Source organism: Terriglobus sp. (genome assembly GCF_965201105.1).
Classification (GTDB): Bacteria; Acidobacteriota; Terriglobia; order Terriglobales; family Acidobacteriaceae; genus Terriglobus.
Genome location: NZ_OZ241741.1, coordinates 1,671,136 through 1,687,594 on the forward strand (window position 1 = coordinate 1,671,136; position 16,459 = coordinate 1,687,594).

Genomic DNA, 16,459 nt, shown 5'->3' on the forward strand with positions numbered 1-16,459 from the left:
AACATAAAACAGGGAACAGGCAGTAGGGTCGAGGAAGGCCAGCTGGTCTTCGGGTTCATTGGGCTCGGAATCTGTCTTCGCTTCGCGAGGTGAGTACCGGGTTCCGTCGTGCGGGCCGCCCCAAGTGCGGCATTGAACCGGGACGGTGCGAGTTGCGTACTGGGGAATGTGGCGTAGAGTGTTGCCACGGAGGGTCGGGATGGGCACGTTGATGCGTTCGCGGGTGGACCGGAAGATTGCCGGGGTGTGCGGCGGGATCGCGCGGAACCAGGGTTGGGACAGCAATATCGTGCGATTGATCTGGGTCGCGCTGGTGTTTTTCGCGGGTACGGGCGTGCTGGCGTACATCGTGCTGTGGGTCGTGCTGCCGGAAGAGCCGATCGCATTGCCTCCCTATGCGGGCTATCCGCCGCCACAGGGCTATCCAGGGTATCCGCCGCCACAGGGTTACGCTCCGCCGCAGCAGGGTCATGTGCCGCCGCAAGGTTATGCCCCGCCGCCGCAGGGTTACGCGCCGCCGCAACAGTCAGGAACGCATCCTGGCGGGCAGGCGCACCAGGGGCCGGGAACGCCGCCGCAGAACAGCTAATGGCCAGGTTCCTCTCACACGAGTTTTCAGTCGCACATTGATTTATCAGGCAAAGCCGAAATCTGGCTTAAGGCTTCAATTCCGACGCCTGTGTGAATGCACCGCCGCCTGCGATGTCCCATACGCTCAGGCGGGCCCACTTCCAGTTGGGCGCGTTTACGGTGTGGTCCAGGTGATCGGTAGCGAACTCCTTTGTGGTGTCCAGCGGGAAGACTTCGGTGTGGGTTGCCGCTCCGTCGCCCCAGACCACGTACGCGAGGCGTAAGGGAAACGTGTGCGACACCGCCGCCCGGACGCGGATGCGATTTGCGCCGTCCGCAATGATGCTGTGTTCGGTCAGAAGCACCTCGCCGGTCGAAACGAAGCTGTCTTTAGCGGCGATGTGCTGCAGCAGGTCAAACCCGCGATCGGCGGAGGGCAGGCTGGGCAGGCGAACGTAATTCACGTTCATGTGCGCATAGAGCTCGTCCTGCGGGCTGACCTGGAAAAGGTCGACCTCGCCGACCATGGCTTTCGGCAGACCCATGTTGTGGAGATCGTCATGCACCTTGAAGCCACGGGCGCCGAGGTAGGGGAGAGATAGATCGCTCGGCATCGCCTTCCAGCCGACGCCGAAGTAGCGCGGGTCGCGAAAGTAGGACGTGTTCAGGATCGCTTCGGGAAACCCGGTCGAGCCCTTGGTGCGAGGATGCGTTTCGTACACCAGACCGTGCTCGGTCTGCACCAAACGCCACATGTCTTCCGCGGAGCCGACGCGATAGATCTTGCCATAGGTTGGATCCGCGGCCTCAAATGGCTCGCCGGGGCCGCGCTTCATTTGCCAATAGACGGGCTTAGGGAAGGTCAGAGACCAATGGCCGCCAAGGTAGACGTCGGCCTCTTCCGCTGGCAACAGGAGGAAGCTGGAATCGGATTGCCGACGGCACTGTTCGTAGTATTGCTGCAACTCGCGGAAGCGCAGGCCGGTGGTGTCGGCGGCGTGGCCGTCGCCGTGGAAATCCATGATCATGGCCGCGTCGACGCCCATGCTTTTGAGTACAGGTTTGAAGGGCGGCACCCAGTCCGGGCCTTTGGCGATGGCCTGCTCGGTGAAGGCATAGTGCCAGTGGGGCGCGAAGGTCACGTAGCCGTCCAGGTGCGGGAAGACGTCGCGGTGGGTGTAGGCAAGCGCGCGCTCCAGCGTTGCCTCGGGCGTGCCGCTGCCCAGCAGGAGAAAGACGCCCATCTCCTGCGCTGTGTTTGCCGGCGCGTTGATCCACGGATAAATCTGCGTGTTGTCATCCAGAGGCTGCTGGATGCCGATGCCGACCTTGCCGCGCCATGCGCTGTACCACGCGTAACCCATGTTGGTGCTGTAGTCGCGCGCGAACAGGTAGCGGTGCGGTGCCGGGAAGGCAACGATGCTGCCGGCACCGGTGCGTGCGGCGATGGCGCGGTAGTGCACGAAGGCGGTGTGCCGCTCCGACCCGTAGGCGGGTGTGATGCTCTGCAGCTTCGCGTCGGCGTTGTAGAAGGCGATGGTCGAATGCATGTTGACGCCGGGCGTCTGGTCTTCGTCGTTGGTGAAGAAGAGGCCGGTGTCGTAGGTGTAAGCGACATTCTGCTCGGCGGTGGAGAGCACGGCGGCCTGCTCGATCAGGCTGCTGCCGGGGTAGATGGTGTAGCGAAGGTCGCCTTGGAAGATGCCAAGCTCCATACCGCCGAAGCTGATCTCTATCCGGTCGCCGACGGTGCGCGCGGCGGCTGAGGTGACGTGAAAGTGGTCGAGAAAGGTGCGTGTTCCTTCCGACGCCGCCGGCGGAAAGTCGAAGAAGGCATCCCAGCCGCCGGTGCGCTTGCCGGTGCTGACGCGGTACCACGGTGTGGCGCGGCGCACGACGGCTTTGCCGTTGACGGCGATGCTTGTGATCAGCGGCTGTTTGGGATCGAGGGAAAAGGTGGCGACCCACTGCCCGTGCGCGGCGTCGTGCCACGTGGCCGTGAGCGTGGTCGTGGTGGCGGCCACCTGCACAGGGCCGGGCTTTACGCCGGACAGGTCCGCGGATAACGCCTGCGCGCGCATGCATGCGCTGCACGCCAGCAGCAGAAGCAGGACGACCACGCGTGAGGAACGCCAATTGCGAAACAGGTTCATGCCGATTGCTCCTGTGGATCACGTGCGGGTGCGGGCGGGCCACCCAGGCTGTAGTATGGCGGATTCAGGATGACAGCTCCCGAGCGGGGTCGAAACCTGTCACGTGAACGCGTGAGCACGCGCTGAGCGATTGGAGAGCTTGTGCCCCTTGCTGCGGTAGCCTGAAGTTGTGGAAGCGTCAGGATTCGAGGGCAGTGGGCGGCCGTTTGCCGTGTGCGGGGATGAGTTGTGCTGTAGCGGCGTGGGTCTGCGTGCGCTGGCGCAGGAATTTGGGACGCCGCTGTATGTGTATTCGGGCGACCAGATTGCGGAGCGGGCGCGGCTGTTTCAGGATGCGTTTGCCGGCCGGGCTCACACGGTTTGCTATGCGGTCAAAGCGAACTCCGCGCTGGCAATTTTGCGGCTGCTGGGCGAGATGGGCTGCGGCTTTGACATTGTGAGCGGCGGCGAGCTCGCCCGGGTGATCGCAGCGGCAGGGCCGGAGCGTGCGCGGCAGTGGTGTGGGCGCGTGGTCTTCAGCGGCGTAGGCAAAACGGCGGAGGAGATCGACGCCGCGCTGGCAGCGGGCATCCTGCTGTTCAACGTGGAGAGTGAGAGCGAGCTCGAATTGCTGGCCGCCCGAGCCGAGTTGCTGGGACGCAAGGCGCGATTCGCGCTGCGAGTGAACCCGGATGTGTTCGCGGAAACGCATCCGTACATTTCAACCGGGCTGAGCGCGCATAAGTTCGGCATTGCGATCGGGCTGGCTCGGGCGGTGTATGCGCAGTTTCGCGATCATGCCTGGGTTGAGGCGGCGGGTGTGAGCGTGCACATTGGATCGCAGATCCGGCAGGTCGAGCCCTTTCAGGCTTCGGTGGACCGGGTCGTGGCGCTGGTGCGCGAATTGCGGGCAGATGGATTTGACATTCGCTTCGTAGATGCCGGCGGTGGGCTTGGCATTGAGTACGGCGCGGCAGAGTTTGACGCGGCGGCGCAGGTGAGCCGTTACGCGGAGGCGTTGCGGTCTGCCCTAAGAGACCTCCAAGCGCACCTGCTGATCGAGCCGGGGCGGTTTCTGGTCGGCCAGGCGGGCGCACTGGTTTCGACGGTGCTCTACACCAAGCGCAATGGCGAGAAGAAGTTTGTGATTACGGATGCCGCGATGAACGACCTGATTCGTCCGGCGCTGTACCAGGCGCACCATGAGATTGTGCCAGTGATGCAGGTTGCGGGTGCGGCCGCGGAGACGGTGGATGTAGTGGGACCGGTGTGCGAGAGCGGCGACTTTTTCGCTCGGGATCGTGAACTGCCGGAACTGGAGCAGGGCGACCTGTTGGCGTTGCTGGATGCCGGAGCATATGGGTTGAGCCTGAGCTCGAATTACAACACGCGGCTGCGGCCGGCGGAGGTGCTGGTGACCGGTGGCGAGGCGAAGCTGATCCGGCGGCGAGAGACGTACGAAGAGTTGTTCGCTCCAGAGATGGTGTAGCCGGAAGCAACCCGATGTGTTCGGCAGCGCACTGAATACGACGAATGCCTGAGGAGGCCGGATGGGGGACGAGGGGCAGCAGCAACCCGAGGTGGCGGTGCAGCCCGCTGGATCGACGCAGCCGGTTATGCCCGGGCAACCCGTGGTGGCGTCACCGCTTTCAGGGCCGGCACAATTGGCTGCGCTGTCGGGCTGGAGAATCGGATTTGCCGCAGGTATCTCGTTCGCGCTGACGATCAGCTTGATCGCGGGTTTTGTGTGGTTCGTGCGGAACGGGAGCGACTGGCTGGCGCAGTCGGAGCGGCAGCAGATGAATGCGCAGGAAGCTGCGGACGCGCCAAAGGTGAGGCCGGAGTTCCAGGTGGAGGTGCGCGCCTTGGCGGATTTCATGGAGCGCGAGTCCGCGTTGCTGGACCAGCCGCCGGCCGAAGTGAAGAAGTCGGAGGCGGAACTGGAGAACCGCCTAAGTGACCTGAACAACAAGGCACAGACGGCGCATGAACACGAGATTGCGTTCGACTTGCAGGACAAACACATGGGTGTGAGTGATTGCCTGGGCGAGATCATCTTTGGCGGAAAGCCGAACACACCCCCGTCTTCCTGCAAGGAGCAGGTGCCAAAAAAGGAAGAGATTGAGGCAGCGGTGAATACGCCCTATAGGAAGTAATCCGTGCTGGGCGCGCTATACTTCGGGGTGTTGCGCTGGGCGGTTCGCCGGCGCGGAATGCATTGCAGAGCTGAGGTTTGGAACGATGTCGGGCCATTCAAAATGGGCAACCATCAAGCATAAGAAGGGCGCGCTGGATGCGAAGCGCGGCAAGATGTTTACGCGGCTGATCAAGGAAATCACCGTGGCGGCGAAGCAGGGCGGCGGCGACCCGGATGGGAACCCGCGGCTGCGCACCGCGATTCTGGCGGCCAAAGCCGAGAACATGCCGGCGGACAACATTAAGCGGGCGACACAGCGCGGCACGGGCGAGATTGAGGGCCTGAGCTACGAAGAGATCACGTTTGAGGGGTACGGCCCGGGTGGCGTTGCGGTCATGGTGGACGTGCTGACGGACAACCGCAATCGCGCGGTCAGCGAAGTTCGGCACGCGTTCAGCAAGAACGGCGGCAACCTGGGCGAATCGGGCTCGGTGGGTTATATGTTCAGCAAGAAGGGCGTGATTGTGTTGCCGAAGTCCGCCGCCGACGAAGAGAAGCTTACGGAAATCGTGCTGGAGAGTGGAGCCGAGGACCTGAACGATGAAGGCGAGAGCTGGGAGATCCTGACGGGGCCGAAGGAGTTCGACGCGGTGCGCGATGCGGTGACCGCAGCCGGGTTGAAGCCGGAGCATGCGGAGGTCTCGATGGTGCCGTCGACCTATCAGAAGCTGGAGGGCGCGCAGGCCAACGCGATGTTGCGCCTGCTGGATGTGCTGGAGGATCTGGACGATACGCAGAATGTGTACTCGAACTTCGACTTTGATGAGGCAACGGTCGCGGCTTAGGTCATTTTGGAACGATAGACAACAGGAACCGCAAAGGCCGCCGTGCATGGCGGCTTTTGCGCGTCAAAGGGACGAGGGATGAAGTTGGGACAGAGGTTTCGGGGTGCGGCGCTCGTGGTTGGGCTAGGTTGCAGTGTCGGGATGGCGTGCGCGCAGGCGAGGGTAGCGTCGGAAGCCGTGCCGGCGCTGGCGAACGCGCAGTCGTGGGAGATGGGCGCGCTATTCCAGGGTGGCAAGGGCCTGACCGAGGATCGCGATGACTTCCAGTTCCTGATGGCGGGCGCGCACCTGGGCAAGGTGCTGACCCCGGAGATCGGCACCGGTTTGTTTCGCGGGAATTTTGAGTATGCGGCGGAGCTGTTTCCGTACTGGCAGTCGAACACACCGACGTTTCAGCGGCAGCTTTGCTCGCCCACGGTGAACCCGGCGGTGATCCAGTGTTCTGCGCCGTACAGAGTGGGTGGAACGTTCCATGGTATTTCAGTAACGCCGATCATTTTGCGGTGGAACTTTACGCATGGACATCGCGTGATGCCGTGGGCGCAGGCGGCGGGTGGGTTGCTGTGGACGAATCATAAGTATCCGGCGTATGGTCAGGGGCCGGTGAACTTAGTGAATGACGGCCCGAACGCAGATGCAAGTGTTTGGAATTTCACACCGCAGGGCGGCATTGGATTGCATTATTTTGTCAGGCCACGGCAGAGCCTGGACTTGAGCGCGAACGGTGTGCACATTTCGTCGGCGAGTCTGGGCGATCGAAACCCAGGCGTGAATGCGAGTGTGCAGTTCTCGATCGGGTACTCGTGGTGGAAGTAGTTTGTTTGAGGCAACAGTAGCGGCAAGGCCGCCGAGAGCGTCCCCAGGTGACAAGAGGGCGCGGAGCGGTTGAATCAAGACGAGGCGGCGACGCTTCGGGCAAGTTGGTCGTAGGGTGGCAGCTGAAGTTCTGGATCATGCAGGTCCGATCGTGGAGTGCGTTCCTAATTTTTCCGAGGGGCGCGATGAACAGGTAGTGCGTCAGATTGTGGCGGCGATGCAGGTTCCGGGCGTTCGCCTGCTGGACTGGTCGATGGACGCGGCACACAATCGCAGCGTGGTGACAGTGGCGGGGTTGGCGGAGGCAGTCGCCGAGTCTGCCATTCGCGGCGTCGGCCGGGCGTGCCAGCTCATCGACCTGACGCGGCAAAGCGGTGAGCATCCGCGGATTGGGGCGGCTGACGTGGTGCCGTTTGTGCCGGTGCGGAGTGTGTCAATGGGCGAGGTTGTGAAGCTGGCCCACCGCGCAGGCATGGAGATGTGGCGGCGCTATGGAGTGCCTGTCTATTTCTATGAGGCCGCGGCAGTGCGGCCGGACCGGGTGAAGCTGGAAGAGGTCAGGCGCGGGCAGTTTGAGGGGCTGTGCGCAGCCGTGCGGCGGGACTCGCGACGCTGGCCAGACGTGGGCGCGGGCGCGTTGCATCGCTCGGCGGGCGCGGCGGCGGTGGGCGCACGGCAGTTTCTGATCGCGTATAACATTTTCCTGGACAGCACGGACGTTGCAGCGGCGCGGGCGATTGCGCGCGAACTGCGGGCGTCCGGCGGTGGCATGCATGGCGTAAAGGCGATGGGAGTGCTTGTAGATGGGCGCGCGCAGGTGAGCATGAACCTGACGGATTTCCGGGTAACTCCGGTGTCGGCAGTGCACCAGGAAGTTACGAACCTTGCGCAGCGGCAGGGCGTACGCACAGCGGAAGGCGAACTGATTGGCCTGGTTCCAGAGGCGGCATGTGAGCCAAATGCGGCATGGGTACGTCAAATACCGCAGTTCCGGTGGGAGCAAAGGGTGTTGGAGGCGCGGTTGGCCTCACCCCTGGCGTGGCCTGGGCCGATACATCCGGTGATGGCTGCCTGAGCACGCCGGACGACGAGTTGGAGGAGATTGCCTTGATGAAGACCTTGGTTCGGTTGGCCAACGCGGGTGTGGTGACGTTGGCGGCAGCGGCGATGCTGACCGGGACTGCGGCGCGCGCGGCGCAGTTGAGCGGCGATGCGCGTGGTGCGATTCCGCGTGATGTGCAGCAGCTGATTGTGGTGGATTATCGCGCGATGCAAAACAGCAGCGCGGCGCTGAGCCTGAAAGACCGGGTGTTACCGCCCGAGTTGAAGCGGTTGGAGACGGCGCTGAAGCAAAGCGGTTTGAAGGTGGATCGCGATACGGATACGCTGGCGTTTGCCGCGTACCGCGTGCCCGGTGCAGAGAATCAGACCCGGACGCTGGGCATTGCGCAGGGGCAGTTCCAGACTGCTTCGATCCTTGCGAGCTTCGCCAAGCAGAAGACCAAGCCGACGGCGATAAGGAACAATCAGGTGTACCCCATGGGCGCGGCGGGCTACAGCGTTGTGTTCCTGAACCAGACGACGATGCTGTTTGGCGATGCTGCAGCGGTCAGGGCAGGGCTGGACGCACGGGACGGCCTGGCAGGCAGCTTCGCGTCGAATGGCGACATGATGAACGAGATGGCGTCTGTGGACCAGAAGAACCTGTGGAGCCTGTTGGATCAGAAGGGCACGCAGACCATGATGCGTGGCGTGCTGGGTGAGGCCGCGAGCCTGACCGACTACGACACGGTAAAGAACCGCATGAGGTCGTCGCGGTACACACTGGATTTTCAGAACGGTGTGAAGTTCAACATGGCCGTGGTGATGAGCGACACGGTGACCGCCGCCACCGCCGCGACCCTGATGAAGGGCATGGTGCTCTTGAAAGAAGCCCAGGGTTCGCCGGTGGAGAAGGCGACGATGAGCGAGACGGACATCGATTCCAGTGCCGGCACACTGCAGGTGAGCTATGCAGCCAGCGAAGGGCAATTTTCGAACCTGTTGTCCTCGCCGCTGTTCACGCAAGTGGTGCGGTAGAGCCCGGCGTGACCGGACCCAAAGCGCACCCCTAGAGGGTGCGCTTTTTGTTTATGTGGGGTGACCGGGCGCGATAGATGGGCGCAGTCACGTTGCACGCCAGCATGAATAGTTCTACATTGCAGAAGTAATGATTGGTGAATTTGAATACCTCGTGCTTACGGCCGTGGCCCGCCTGGAAGGCGAGGCGTATGGCGCGGCTATTCGGCGCCTGCTCGCGGAGGTGGGCAGGAAAACTTCGGTCGGTGCGCTGTACACGACGCTCGACCGGATGGAGCAGAAGGGGTTGGTGCACTGCTGGATGGGCGAGGCTACCGCGGAACGTGGTGGCCGCGCGAAGCGAATGGTGCAGTTGACTCCAGCGGGCGTGCTTGCAGCGAAGTCATTCTTTCAGGCGGTGACAGAGGTCAGCCGGGGTGTTGCATGGGCGAAGTGAGGCGTGCAGACCGAGGTTTTAGCGGAGGAGTGCTGCGGGCGATGTCGTCGTGGCTGGAAGCTGCGGAGCGGGACGCTGTGTTGGGGGACCTTGCGGAAGAGAATACCAGCGGCTGGAGAGCGGTCGCAGCGATCTCTGGCCTGGTCGCGCGCAGGGCTGGCATGCGATTGCGAAAGCGCCAAGCACTGATGCCGGCCCGCGTTGGAGCAGCGGAGGCGGACGAGGTGATGGCGGAGTCCTGGCCGGAGTGGCTGGTGCCTCTTGCCGTTGGGCTGATTGCGGCGACCTGTGTGGTTGCGCTGCTGGTGCCGCCGCGCCCCCATACGCTTTCGTGGCCGGGTGTGGTGTCGCGGTCTGCATTGTTGTTGGTAGTGGCCGCTGCCGCCGCGATTGCGGCCGTGGGGTTGTTCCACCGGGCGTACCGGGAATATTTTCGCCGACCTGGTGCGGCGCTGCTTGCGTGTGCGTGGAGTTCGGCCATCTGGATCCCGCTGCTGTTGCTGGTCTGGTCACAGCATGCAATCTGGGTGGTGCTGACGCCGGTTCCGATTGCAGGGCTGGTGGCCAGCTTCGCAAAGCGCAAGCAGCATGCAGGTTTCGAGGCCGATGCTTTGACCGTGGTGAGTTCGAATCCGATCTTTGAAGCAGCCGTTCAGTTGAATACGCTGCGCTTCGCACGCATCGCGGTTGCGATTGCATGCTTGCTGGAGTTGTGTGCCTTTGCTGCGGCTTTGCGCGATCTGCCGCTGACGTGTTCGCTTGTGATTCTGACAACAGCGTGCGTGGCCTGGGCCTTTACGCCGACGCGTACGACGGGAAAACCACAGTCCGCGGCTCCAGTGCGGGCCCGAATCACCGTGCTGCCGTGCTTTCTGCTCACGTGTCTGGCGCTGACCCCGTTCTTGCGGCTCGGGCTCGGATCGTCACGGCTGACCTCGGTAGTGCTTGCCAATCCGCTAAGTGGTGCTCCGCACTTAGCGGCCGTGCCCGCCCGCACGTACGCCAGGGTGGTCCTGCTGGCACCGCCTCTACCGAAGCGCAAGTTGTTGGTTGACCCGCACAAAACACAGTTCGGTGGAGCAGTTCGTCTGGCACACCCGCTTGTGATCCGCTTCGATGGTGCCTACTGGTACTTCCAATCACCTGTGCCCGGGGCGAAGTACGAGGTGAAGGTGCAGCGTGGCGACCCGACGAAGGGCCACATCTACGCGAACGACTTTATGCCGCTGCAAATGGAGGCTCACCAGTCACTCGGAACGCGGCTGAATACGAGCTGCTGCCAGAGCATGTCCGTCGTGCTGGTAAATGCAGACACTCGGCTGGGCTCGATTCTGGTTGAGGCAAAGCTGCGGAACCTGACGGATCGCGGAACGGAGTCTGTATCGCTGGGTGTAGTTCCCATTCGCTCCAGCCAGGTGCAGCAGATTTCCACTGCCCGGCCTTCGATCCGCGAAACACTGCGATTTCCGATTACCGGGAAAGCCGCTTCGTTTCAGTTCAACGAAATTACGCTTGTCTTCAAACTGGCTCGGGAGCGTGAAATGGCGGGAGCACGCGTGCAAGTGTCCAGCTTTACCCTGCAGCCCTGACAGGTGCGCCTAGTGGCGGAGGCCGCAGCGGTGCATGATGCTGCTGATGGTGTGTTCGCGCATTTCGGTGGAGAACTCGTAGACCTGGTGATCGCGGTAGATCTGGATGGTCTGGCGCGTGGTGTTGACCAGGATCTCGCAATGATCGCACTCGGCCAGGTGAGCGCGTATCTCTTCGAGCAGCTTTGCGTCCACTTCGTTGTCGAAGTAGTCGGTCATGCGCGCTAGGAAGTCGGTACAGGTCACGGCAGCACGCTCCACCTTACAGATGCACGACGGGTTAGGGAAGGTGCGGTGCCTTCGCAGCACGTTAGAACTGGCACGGCGCTTGCGCGATGCATGAGAGCTGCTGTCTTCACGGCTTTACTGACCCGTCTTTGCGCTTCAAGTAGCGGCTGAGGCGTTCACGGAGCTGCAGCCGGGCTCGAAGCAATCTGGATTTCACGGCGGGGACGCTCAAGCCGAGTGCATTGGCCGTCTCTTCCGTGGATAAATTTTCGATGTCGCGGAGGGTAAAAACGGTTCGGAAACCCGGGGACAAACCGGCAATTGTCTTTTGCAGAATGTCGCCGAGTTCGGATTGCGAGAGCTGCTGCTCCGGGTCGGGCGACCAGTCGGCGAAGTCGCGCGGAATGGAGCCTTCCTCCGTTTGCACGTCCTGGTCCATGCTGACGGTGCGGCTGGTCTTGCGTTTTCGCAGGCGCATCAGGCTTTCATTGACCGCGATCCGGGTGAGCCAGGTGGAGAATTTGCTGTTGCCCTGAAACTGCTCCAGCTTGTTGTAGGCCTTGAAAAAGACGTCCTGGACGATGTCCTCGGCGTCTTCGCGATTCTGCGTGATGTGGTTTGCCACGCGGAAGATAGCGCGGTCGTATTGCCGCACGAGCGTTTCAAACGCCGCAGCGTCGCCGTGCTTGGCGCGCTCGACCAGCGCTACGTCGGGGTGAACCTCTTCGGTTCCAGTCTGTTCCAAAACAGGCATGCGTCTTTCTGAGTGTACGACCGGCCCGGAAGTGCGGCAATCGCTATGGCATGGAACGCAGCGAATGTTCTGAGATGACAGCGTTACCAAAAGAGGTTCCGCAAAGCACAGAGCGGAGGGCGATGCGAGGTGCGGCGCGCCTTATCGTGGAATTGTGACATTTGCCTTGGGTTGGAAGAAGACAGTGATGCTTGCGCTGGTGGCGTGTGGAGCGTGGCCGGTAGCCGGCGCTGCAGCGAAGAAGCCGGTGCATGCCGCGACACAGCACACCGCCGCCGCCGGGCATGGGAAAACGCAGAGCACGGCGACCGCGGGACGCCGCACGAAAGGCGCTTCGCGCAGTGCAGGTCAAGCGGCCACGACGCGTCGTTCTGGCAGAGGCGGGCGAGGTCCGGCAGCGCCGCAGGTGCATGTGCGTTCGGTCGAGTCCGCGCCTACGCCGGTGAGCCGGCAGCTTTCCACGGCGTTTGTGCAAACGGAACAGTTGCGGCCCATGGCGCAGCAACTGGCGAGCTCGCGGTCGGCTGCGGCGTATGCGGGCGTGCAAAGCTATGCGGCGCAGCACCCCGGCGAGGGCGCCGCGGCCGCGTTTCTGGCGATTGGTCACGCATACACGTTGGATCGAAGCTACGGGGCCGCTGCCGGGGCATTTCGGCAGGCCGCGAATGCGGGCACGAGTCTGCGCGACTACGCGGATTATCTGGGTGCGCAGGCGGCAGTGCAGAATCACGACGCGGGATCGGCGATTGCGCTGCTGACGGGCTTTGCGGCCAGGTACCCGGACAGCATCTTTGTGACCAACGCGCCGGTGCTGCTGGCGCAGGCGTACTTATTGCAAAACGACGGCGGGGGTGCGCTGCGCGCGCTGGCAACGCAGATGGGCCAGCCCGCCGCGCAGAAAGCCGATTACCTGCTGGTGGAGGCCAAGGCGCACGAGGCGCAGGGGGATACCGCGGCGGCAACATCGATCTTTCGGCAGATCTATGTGCGGCTGCCGTTCTCGCCTGAAGCAGCGCAGTCGAGGATCGAGCTGCAGAAGCTGAACGCCGGGCCGAGCGCGGGTGAGCGTAAGCTGCACGCGGATGCGTTGTTCAACGCGCACCGGTACGCGGAAGCGGGAGCGGAGTACCACGCCATTGAGCGCGACGACGCTTCGCTGGGCCAGGGGGACCGCGATGCGCTGGAAATTTACGCGGCGGTATGCGACCTGCGGCAGAAGCACCTGTCGCGGCACGACGCGGAACGGCTGCCGCAGACCAGTGATGACTCGGCGGCGCTGCGACTGTATATTCTGGCCGAGCTTGCGCGCAATGATGGCGACGAAGCGGGAAACCGCGGGCTGCTGCAGCAGATGGAGCAGCGCTTTCCGAGCAGCCGGTGGCTTGAGGAAGGCCTGTACTCCAGCGGCAACATGTACCTGATCAAGCGAAACAGCGCGCTGGCGATTGAGAACTATGGCGAGCTGTTTCGCCGGTTCCCGAACAGTACCTATGCGCCGTCGGCGCACTGGCGCGCGGCGTGGCTGAACTATCGCAATCGCAACTACAGCGAAGCTGCGCGGCTTTTTGAGGAGCAAGTTGCCAAGTATCCCATGAGCACTGAGGCGCCGAGTGCGCTGTACTGGCGCGGGCGGCTGTTTGAGGATCCGGAGAAGAATTACGCGCAGGCGGTGAACTTCTACAAGGCGCTGGATACGAGCTACCAGAACTACTACTACGGCGTGCTGGCGCGGGAGCGGTTGCGGGCGTTGGGAACGCAGGCAGCGGTGGCGCCGGCGTTTCCGCTGAGTAATGTGCGCCCGCCGCCCGCGCCCACGCTGGTGCAGGCGCTGCCGGAGAACGATCCGCACCTGATCAAGGCCCGGCTGCTGGCAAATGCGGGGTTGAACGATTACATTGCGCCGGAGATCCAGGCCGCCCCGGGCAGCGGCACGTGGGGGGCGCTGGCACAGGCGGAAATCTATCGCAGCTATGGCGAGAACGTGCGCTCGCTGCAGGCGATCAAGCGAGCGGGGTCGTCGTTCTTTGCGCTGCCCGTGCCGCAGGTGCCACAGGTGTACTGGCAGTTGCTGTTTCCGCGGCCGTACTGGAGCGACCTGACGGCGAATGCATCACAGCGCGGTCTGGACCCGTATCTGGTTGCGTCGCTGATCCGACAGGAGAGTGAGTTCAACCCGGCGGCAGTGTCGCGCGCGAACGCGTATGGCCTGATGCAGCTGCTGCCGAGTGTGGGCAAGACGGAGGCGAAGAAGCAGGGAGTTGGCAAGTTTCAGACGGGCATGTTGCTGGATCCCTCGATGAACCTGCGTCTGGGAACCGGGAACCTGAAAGAAGTTCTGGACCGCTTTGGCGGACAGGCGGAGTATGCGCTGGCGGCGTACAACGCCGGCGACAGTCCGGTGCGGCGATGGATGGCAGAGAACAATTACAAGGACATTCCGGAGTTCGTGGAGTCGATTCCGTATTCGGAAACGCGGGAGTATGTGCAGTCGATTCTGCGGAATCGTGAGATGTACCGCCAGCTATACAACGGCCAGTAAGCTGCCGGCTGCCGGGAAGAGCGAAACGCGGTCGATGCGGGTTGCACAGAGCGAAGGGCTGCGAGACACTGGGCGCAACCCTTCTGCCTGGAGACCTGCTTGACGCGACTCAGATCGTACCGCCGTGCGTTGTTTGCCTGGATGTTTGCTTCCGTGTTGCTGAGCGGTGTGGCGGCGGGTCAGCAGGGGACACCAGACGAGCCGGGCAAGGGAACGGACCAGGCAAAAGAAAAGCCGCTGCCGGTGCCCGCCGAGACGGTGAGCACGACCAAGCACGAGTTGTCGCTGAATGGACAGATGATTCGCTACACCGCCACGGCCGGAAACCTGCTGATCGCGGACGACAAGGACAAGCCGAACGCCAGCATCTTCTACGCCGCATACACGCAGGACGGCGTCGATGCAAAGACGCGTCCGGTCACGTTCTTTTACAACGGGGGTCCAGGCGCGGCGACCATCTGGCTGCACATGGGTTCGTTTGGGCCGGTGCGCGTGCTGACGGAATCGCCGAACCCGACCGGGCCGGCACCGTTCCGCACCGTGGCAAACGACGACAGCCTGCTGGACAAGTCGGACCTGGTGTTCATTGACGCGCCTCTGTGCGGCTACTCGCGCGCGGTGGGCGCGGGCAAGGTGAAGGACTTTGCCGGTGTAGACCAGGATGTGGAGGCCTTCCACAAATTCGTGGTGAAGTGGTTGACCCACTACGGGCGCTGGGGCTCACCGAAGTACCTGTTTGGCGAGAGCTATGGAACACCACGGTCGGCGGCGCTGGTCGCCAGCCTGCAGGACGACGGTATCGAGTTCAATGGCGTGGTGTTGCTCAGCTCCATCCTGAATTACGGCGTGCGCACACCCGGCTATGACCTGACGAGCATGGTGTACTTGCCCAGTTATGCGGCAATTGCCTGGTACCAGAACAAGGTTCCGCACGGTGGTCCGAATGGTGACACGCTGGAGCAGTTTGTGGAGCACGCGCGGCAGTTCGACCGCACGGTTTACATGCCGGCGCTGGCGGAAGGGGACCGGCTCCCCGCGGCGGAGATGAACGATGTCGCGACGAAGCTATCGGTGTTCACGGGGTTAAGTGTGCAGTACTTGAAGGAGACGAAGCTGCGCATCGAGCCGACCCGCTTCCGCAAGGAACTGCTGCGCGACCAGGAGCGGACGATGGGCCGCTATGACGCACGCTTTCTGGGTTACGACTATGACTCGGCCGGTGAAACGCCGGGCTATGACGCCTCCGACACGGGCATCAGCGGAGCCTACGTCGCTGCCTTCCACGAGTACATCCAGCATGATTTGAAGTACATGAGCGAGGAGCCGTACCACTTGTCGGGTCCGGGCGTGAATGAGGCTTGGGATTGGAAGCACAAGCCCTCCGGCGGCCGAGGACAGACCCAATTGATGCCCAACACCGCGCAAGATCTGGCGGACGCGCTACGAAAGAATCCACACCTCAAGGTGTACAGCGCCAACGGGTGGTTCGACCTGGCGACGCCGTTCTATGAGACGGAGTGGGATCTGGGCCACATGAGCCTGCCGGACGCAATCAAAGGCAACGTGCAGTTCGGGTATTACCCAGCGGGGCATATGGTGTACCTGAACGTTGATGCGTTGAAGCAGTTCAAGACTGATTTGAGCAAGTGGTACGACGAACGCAAGTAGGAAGACAACCAGGCATGAAGAAAGAGAAACTTATGCGTTTTGCGCGTTACACACTGGCCGCTGCGCTCGCCCTAAGCTCGCTGACCGGGTTCGCTCAGCAACGCGACTACAAAGACACGTATAAGCCGGCGGATGCGGAAAAGGCGATGGCACCTGCCGCAGCGCTGGATGTGATGCTGTCGCAACTGGAAGTACAAGTGATGCGCGCAGCGGAAGCGATGCCCGCGAACAAGTACAACTTCGCGCCTACGACGGCAGAATTTGCCTCCGGCAGCCCGGCTAAGTACGACGGTGTGCGCACGTTCGCGCAGCAACTCACCCACATCGCCGGCGCGAACTACTTTTTCTACGGCAAGCTCGGCAATGCAAAGCCCCCGATCGATCCGAAAGCGATCGCCGCCATGACCGGGAAAGGCGACATCATCGGCGCGCTAAAGCAGAGCTTCGCTTTTGCGCATGCGCAGATCGCGAGCATGAAACCAGCAGACGCGTTTACGACAATCGAGGGCGCCGACGGCATGCACACGCCGGTGACGCTCGCGGCATTTGGCGTGGCGCATGGATACGATCACTATGGCCAGTTGGTGGAGTACCTGCGCATGAACGGCATTGTGCCCAGCGGCAGTAAGTAGAACGTGGTGCGCTGGCCGAAGACGCGATTCTTTT

15 protein-coding genes are annotated in these 16,459 nt (G+C 62.6%); 12 read left to right on the forward strand and 3 right to left on the reverse strand.

Annotated features, from left to right (window positions below; genetic code table 11):
• The first annotated feature begins 199 nt into the window (after positions 1-199).
• Positions 200-589 (forward strand): PspC domain-containing protein, encoded by a 390-nt coding sequence (locus ACOFKT_RS07440; RefSeq protein WP_419806769.1) that lies wholly within the window; start codon positions 200-202, stop codon positions 587-589.
• A gap of 67 nt (positions 590-656) precedes the next feature.
• Here the strand turns inward: ACOFKT_RS07440 and ACOFKT_RS07445 are convergent, their stop codons facing one another.
• Complete coding sequence (locus ACOFKT_RS07445) at positions 657-2,723, reverse strand: hypothetical protein (RefSeq protein ID WP_419806770.1); 2,067 nt, start codon at positions 2,721-2,723, stop codon at positions 657-659.
• 169 nt (positions 2,724-2,892) lie between these two features.
• Here ACOFKT_RS07445 and lysA point away from each other — a divergent pair, with 169 nt between their 5' ends.
• From lysA to ACOFKT_RS07485, 8 genes are all read left to right on the forward strand, one after another.
• Complete coding sequence (gene lysA / locus ACOFKT_RS07450) at positions 2,893-4,191, forward strand: diaminopimelate decarboxylase (protein WP_419806771.1); 1,299 nt, start codon at positions 2,893-2,895, stop codon at positions 4,189-4,191.
• Positions 4,192-4,252: 61 nt separating this feature from the next.
• The gene (locus ACOFKT_RS07455; RefSeq protein WP_419806772.1) at positions 4,253-4,858 is read left to right on the forward strand and encodes a hypothetical protein; all 606 of its coding nucleotides are present in this window, start codon (positions 4,253-4,255) and stop codon (positions 4,856-4,858) included.
• Between the two features lie 85 nt (positions 4,859-4,943).
• A complete protein-coding gene (locus ACOFKT_RS07460) occupies positions 4,944-5,684 on the forward strand; it encodes a YebC/PmpR family DNA-binding transcriptional regulator (RefSeq protein WP_419806773.1) in 741 nt (246 codons plus the stop codon).
• 141 nt (positions 5,685-5,825) lie between these two features.
• Positions 5,826-6,500, forward strand: a complete 675-nt coding sequence (locus tag ACOFKT_RS07465) for an acyloxyacyl hydrolase (RefSeq protein ID WP_419806774.1) — start codon at positions 5,826-5,828, stop codon at positions 6,498-6,500.
• A 115-nt stretch (positions 6,501-6,615) separates the two neighbouring features.
• On the forward strand, positions 6,616-7,575 hold the full coding sequence (gene ftcD, locus ACOFKT_RS07470; RefSeq protein WP_419806775.1) for a glutamate formimidoyltransferase: 960 nt from the start codon (positions 6,616-6,618) through the stop codon (positions 7,573-7,575).
• Between the two features lie 35 nt (positions 7,576-7,610).
• Positions 7,611-8,579 carry a hypothetical protein gene (locus ACOFKT_RS07475; protein WP_419806776.1) on the forward strand — a complete coding sequence of 323 codons (969 nt, stop codon included), beginning with the start codon at positions 7,611-7,613 and terminating at the stop codon, positions 8,577-8,579.
• Between the two features lie 130 nt (positions 8,580-8,709).
• Positions 8,710-9,015: a PadR family transcriptional regulator gene (locus ACOFKT_RS07480; protein ID WP_419806777.1), complete on the forward strand. Its 306-nt coding sequence runs from the start codon at positions 8,710-8,712 to the stop codon at positions 9,013-9,015.
• 41 nt (positions 9,016-9,056) lie between these two features.
• Positions 9,057-10,604 carry a hypothetical protein gene (locus tag ACOFKT_RS07485; protein WP_419806778.1) on the forward strand — a complete coding sequence of 516 codons (1,548 nt, stop codon included), beginning with the start codon at positions 9,057-9,059 and terminating at the stop codon, positions 10,602-10,604.
• A gap of 9 nt (positions 10,605-10,613) precedes the next feature.
• Here ACOFKT_RS07485 and ACOFKT_RS07490 read toward each other — a convergent pair whose 3' ends face one another.
• Both ACOFKT_RS07490 and ACOFKT_RS07495 read right to left on the reverse strand, forming a co-directional pair.
• Positions 10,614-10,850, reverse strand: coding sequence for an anti-sigma factor family protein (locus tag ACOFKT_RS07490; protein WP_419806779.1), 237 nt, complete (start codon positions 10,848-10,850; stop codon positions 10,614-10,616).
• 109 nt (positions 10,851-10,959) lie between these two features.
• On the reverse strand, positions 10,960-11,586 hold the full coding sequence (locus ACOFKT_RS07495; protein ID WP_419806780.1) for a sigma-70 family RNA polymerase sigma factor: 627 nt from the start codon (positions 11,584-11,586) through the stop codon (positions 10,960-10,962).
• Between the two features lie 154 nt (positions 11,587-11,740).
• Here ACOFKT_RS07495 and ACOFKT_RS07500 point away from each other — a divergent pair, with 154 nt between their 5' ends.
• The 3 genes from ACOFKT_RS07500 (at position 11,741) to ACOFKT_RS07510 (ending at position 16,425) form a co-directional block, all read left to right on the forward strand.
• Positions 11,741-14,125 carry a transglycosylase SLT domain-containing protein gene (locus ACOFKT_RS07500; RefSeq protein ID WP_419806781.1) on the forward strand — a complete coding sequence of 795 codons (2,385 nt, stop codon included), beginning with the start codon at positions 11,741-11,743 and terminating at the stop codon, positions 14,123-14,125.
• 99 nt (positions 14,126-14,224) lie between these two features.
• Positions 14,225-15,793: a S10 family peptidase gene (locus ACOFKT_RS07505; protein ID WP_419806782.1), complete on the forward strand. Its 1,569-nt coding sequence runs from the start codon at positions 14,225-14,227 to the stop codon at positions 15,791-15,793.
• Positions 15,794-15,825: 32 nt separating this feature from the next.
• The gene (locus ACOFKT_RS07510) at positions 15,826-16,425 is read left to right on the forward strand and encodes a DinB family protein (protein ID WP_419806783.1); all 600 of its coding nucleotides are present in this window, start codon (positions 15,826-15,828) and stop codon (positions 16,423-16,425) included.
• Positions 16,426-16,459: the final 34 nt, after the last annotated feature.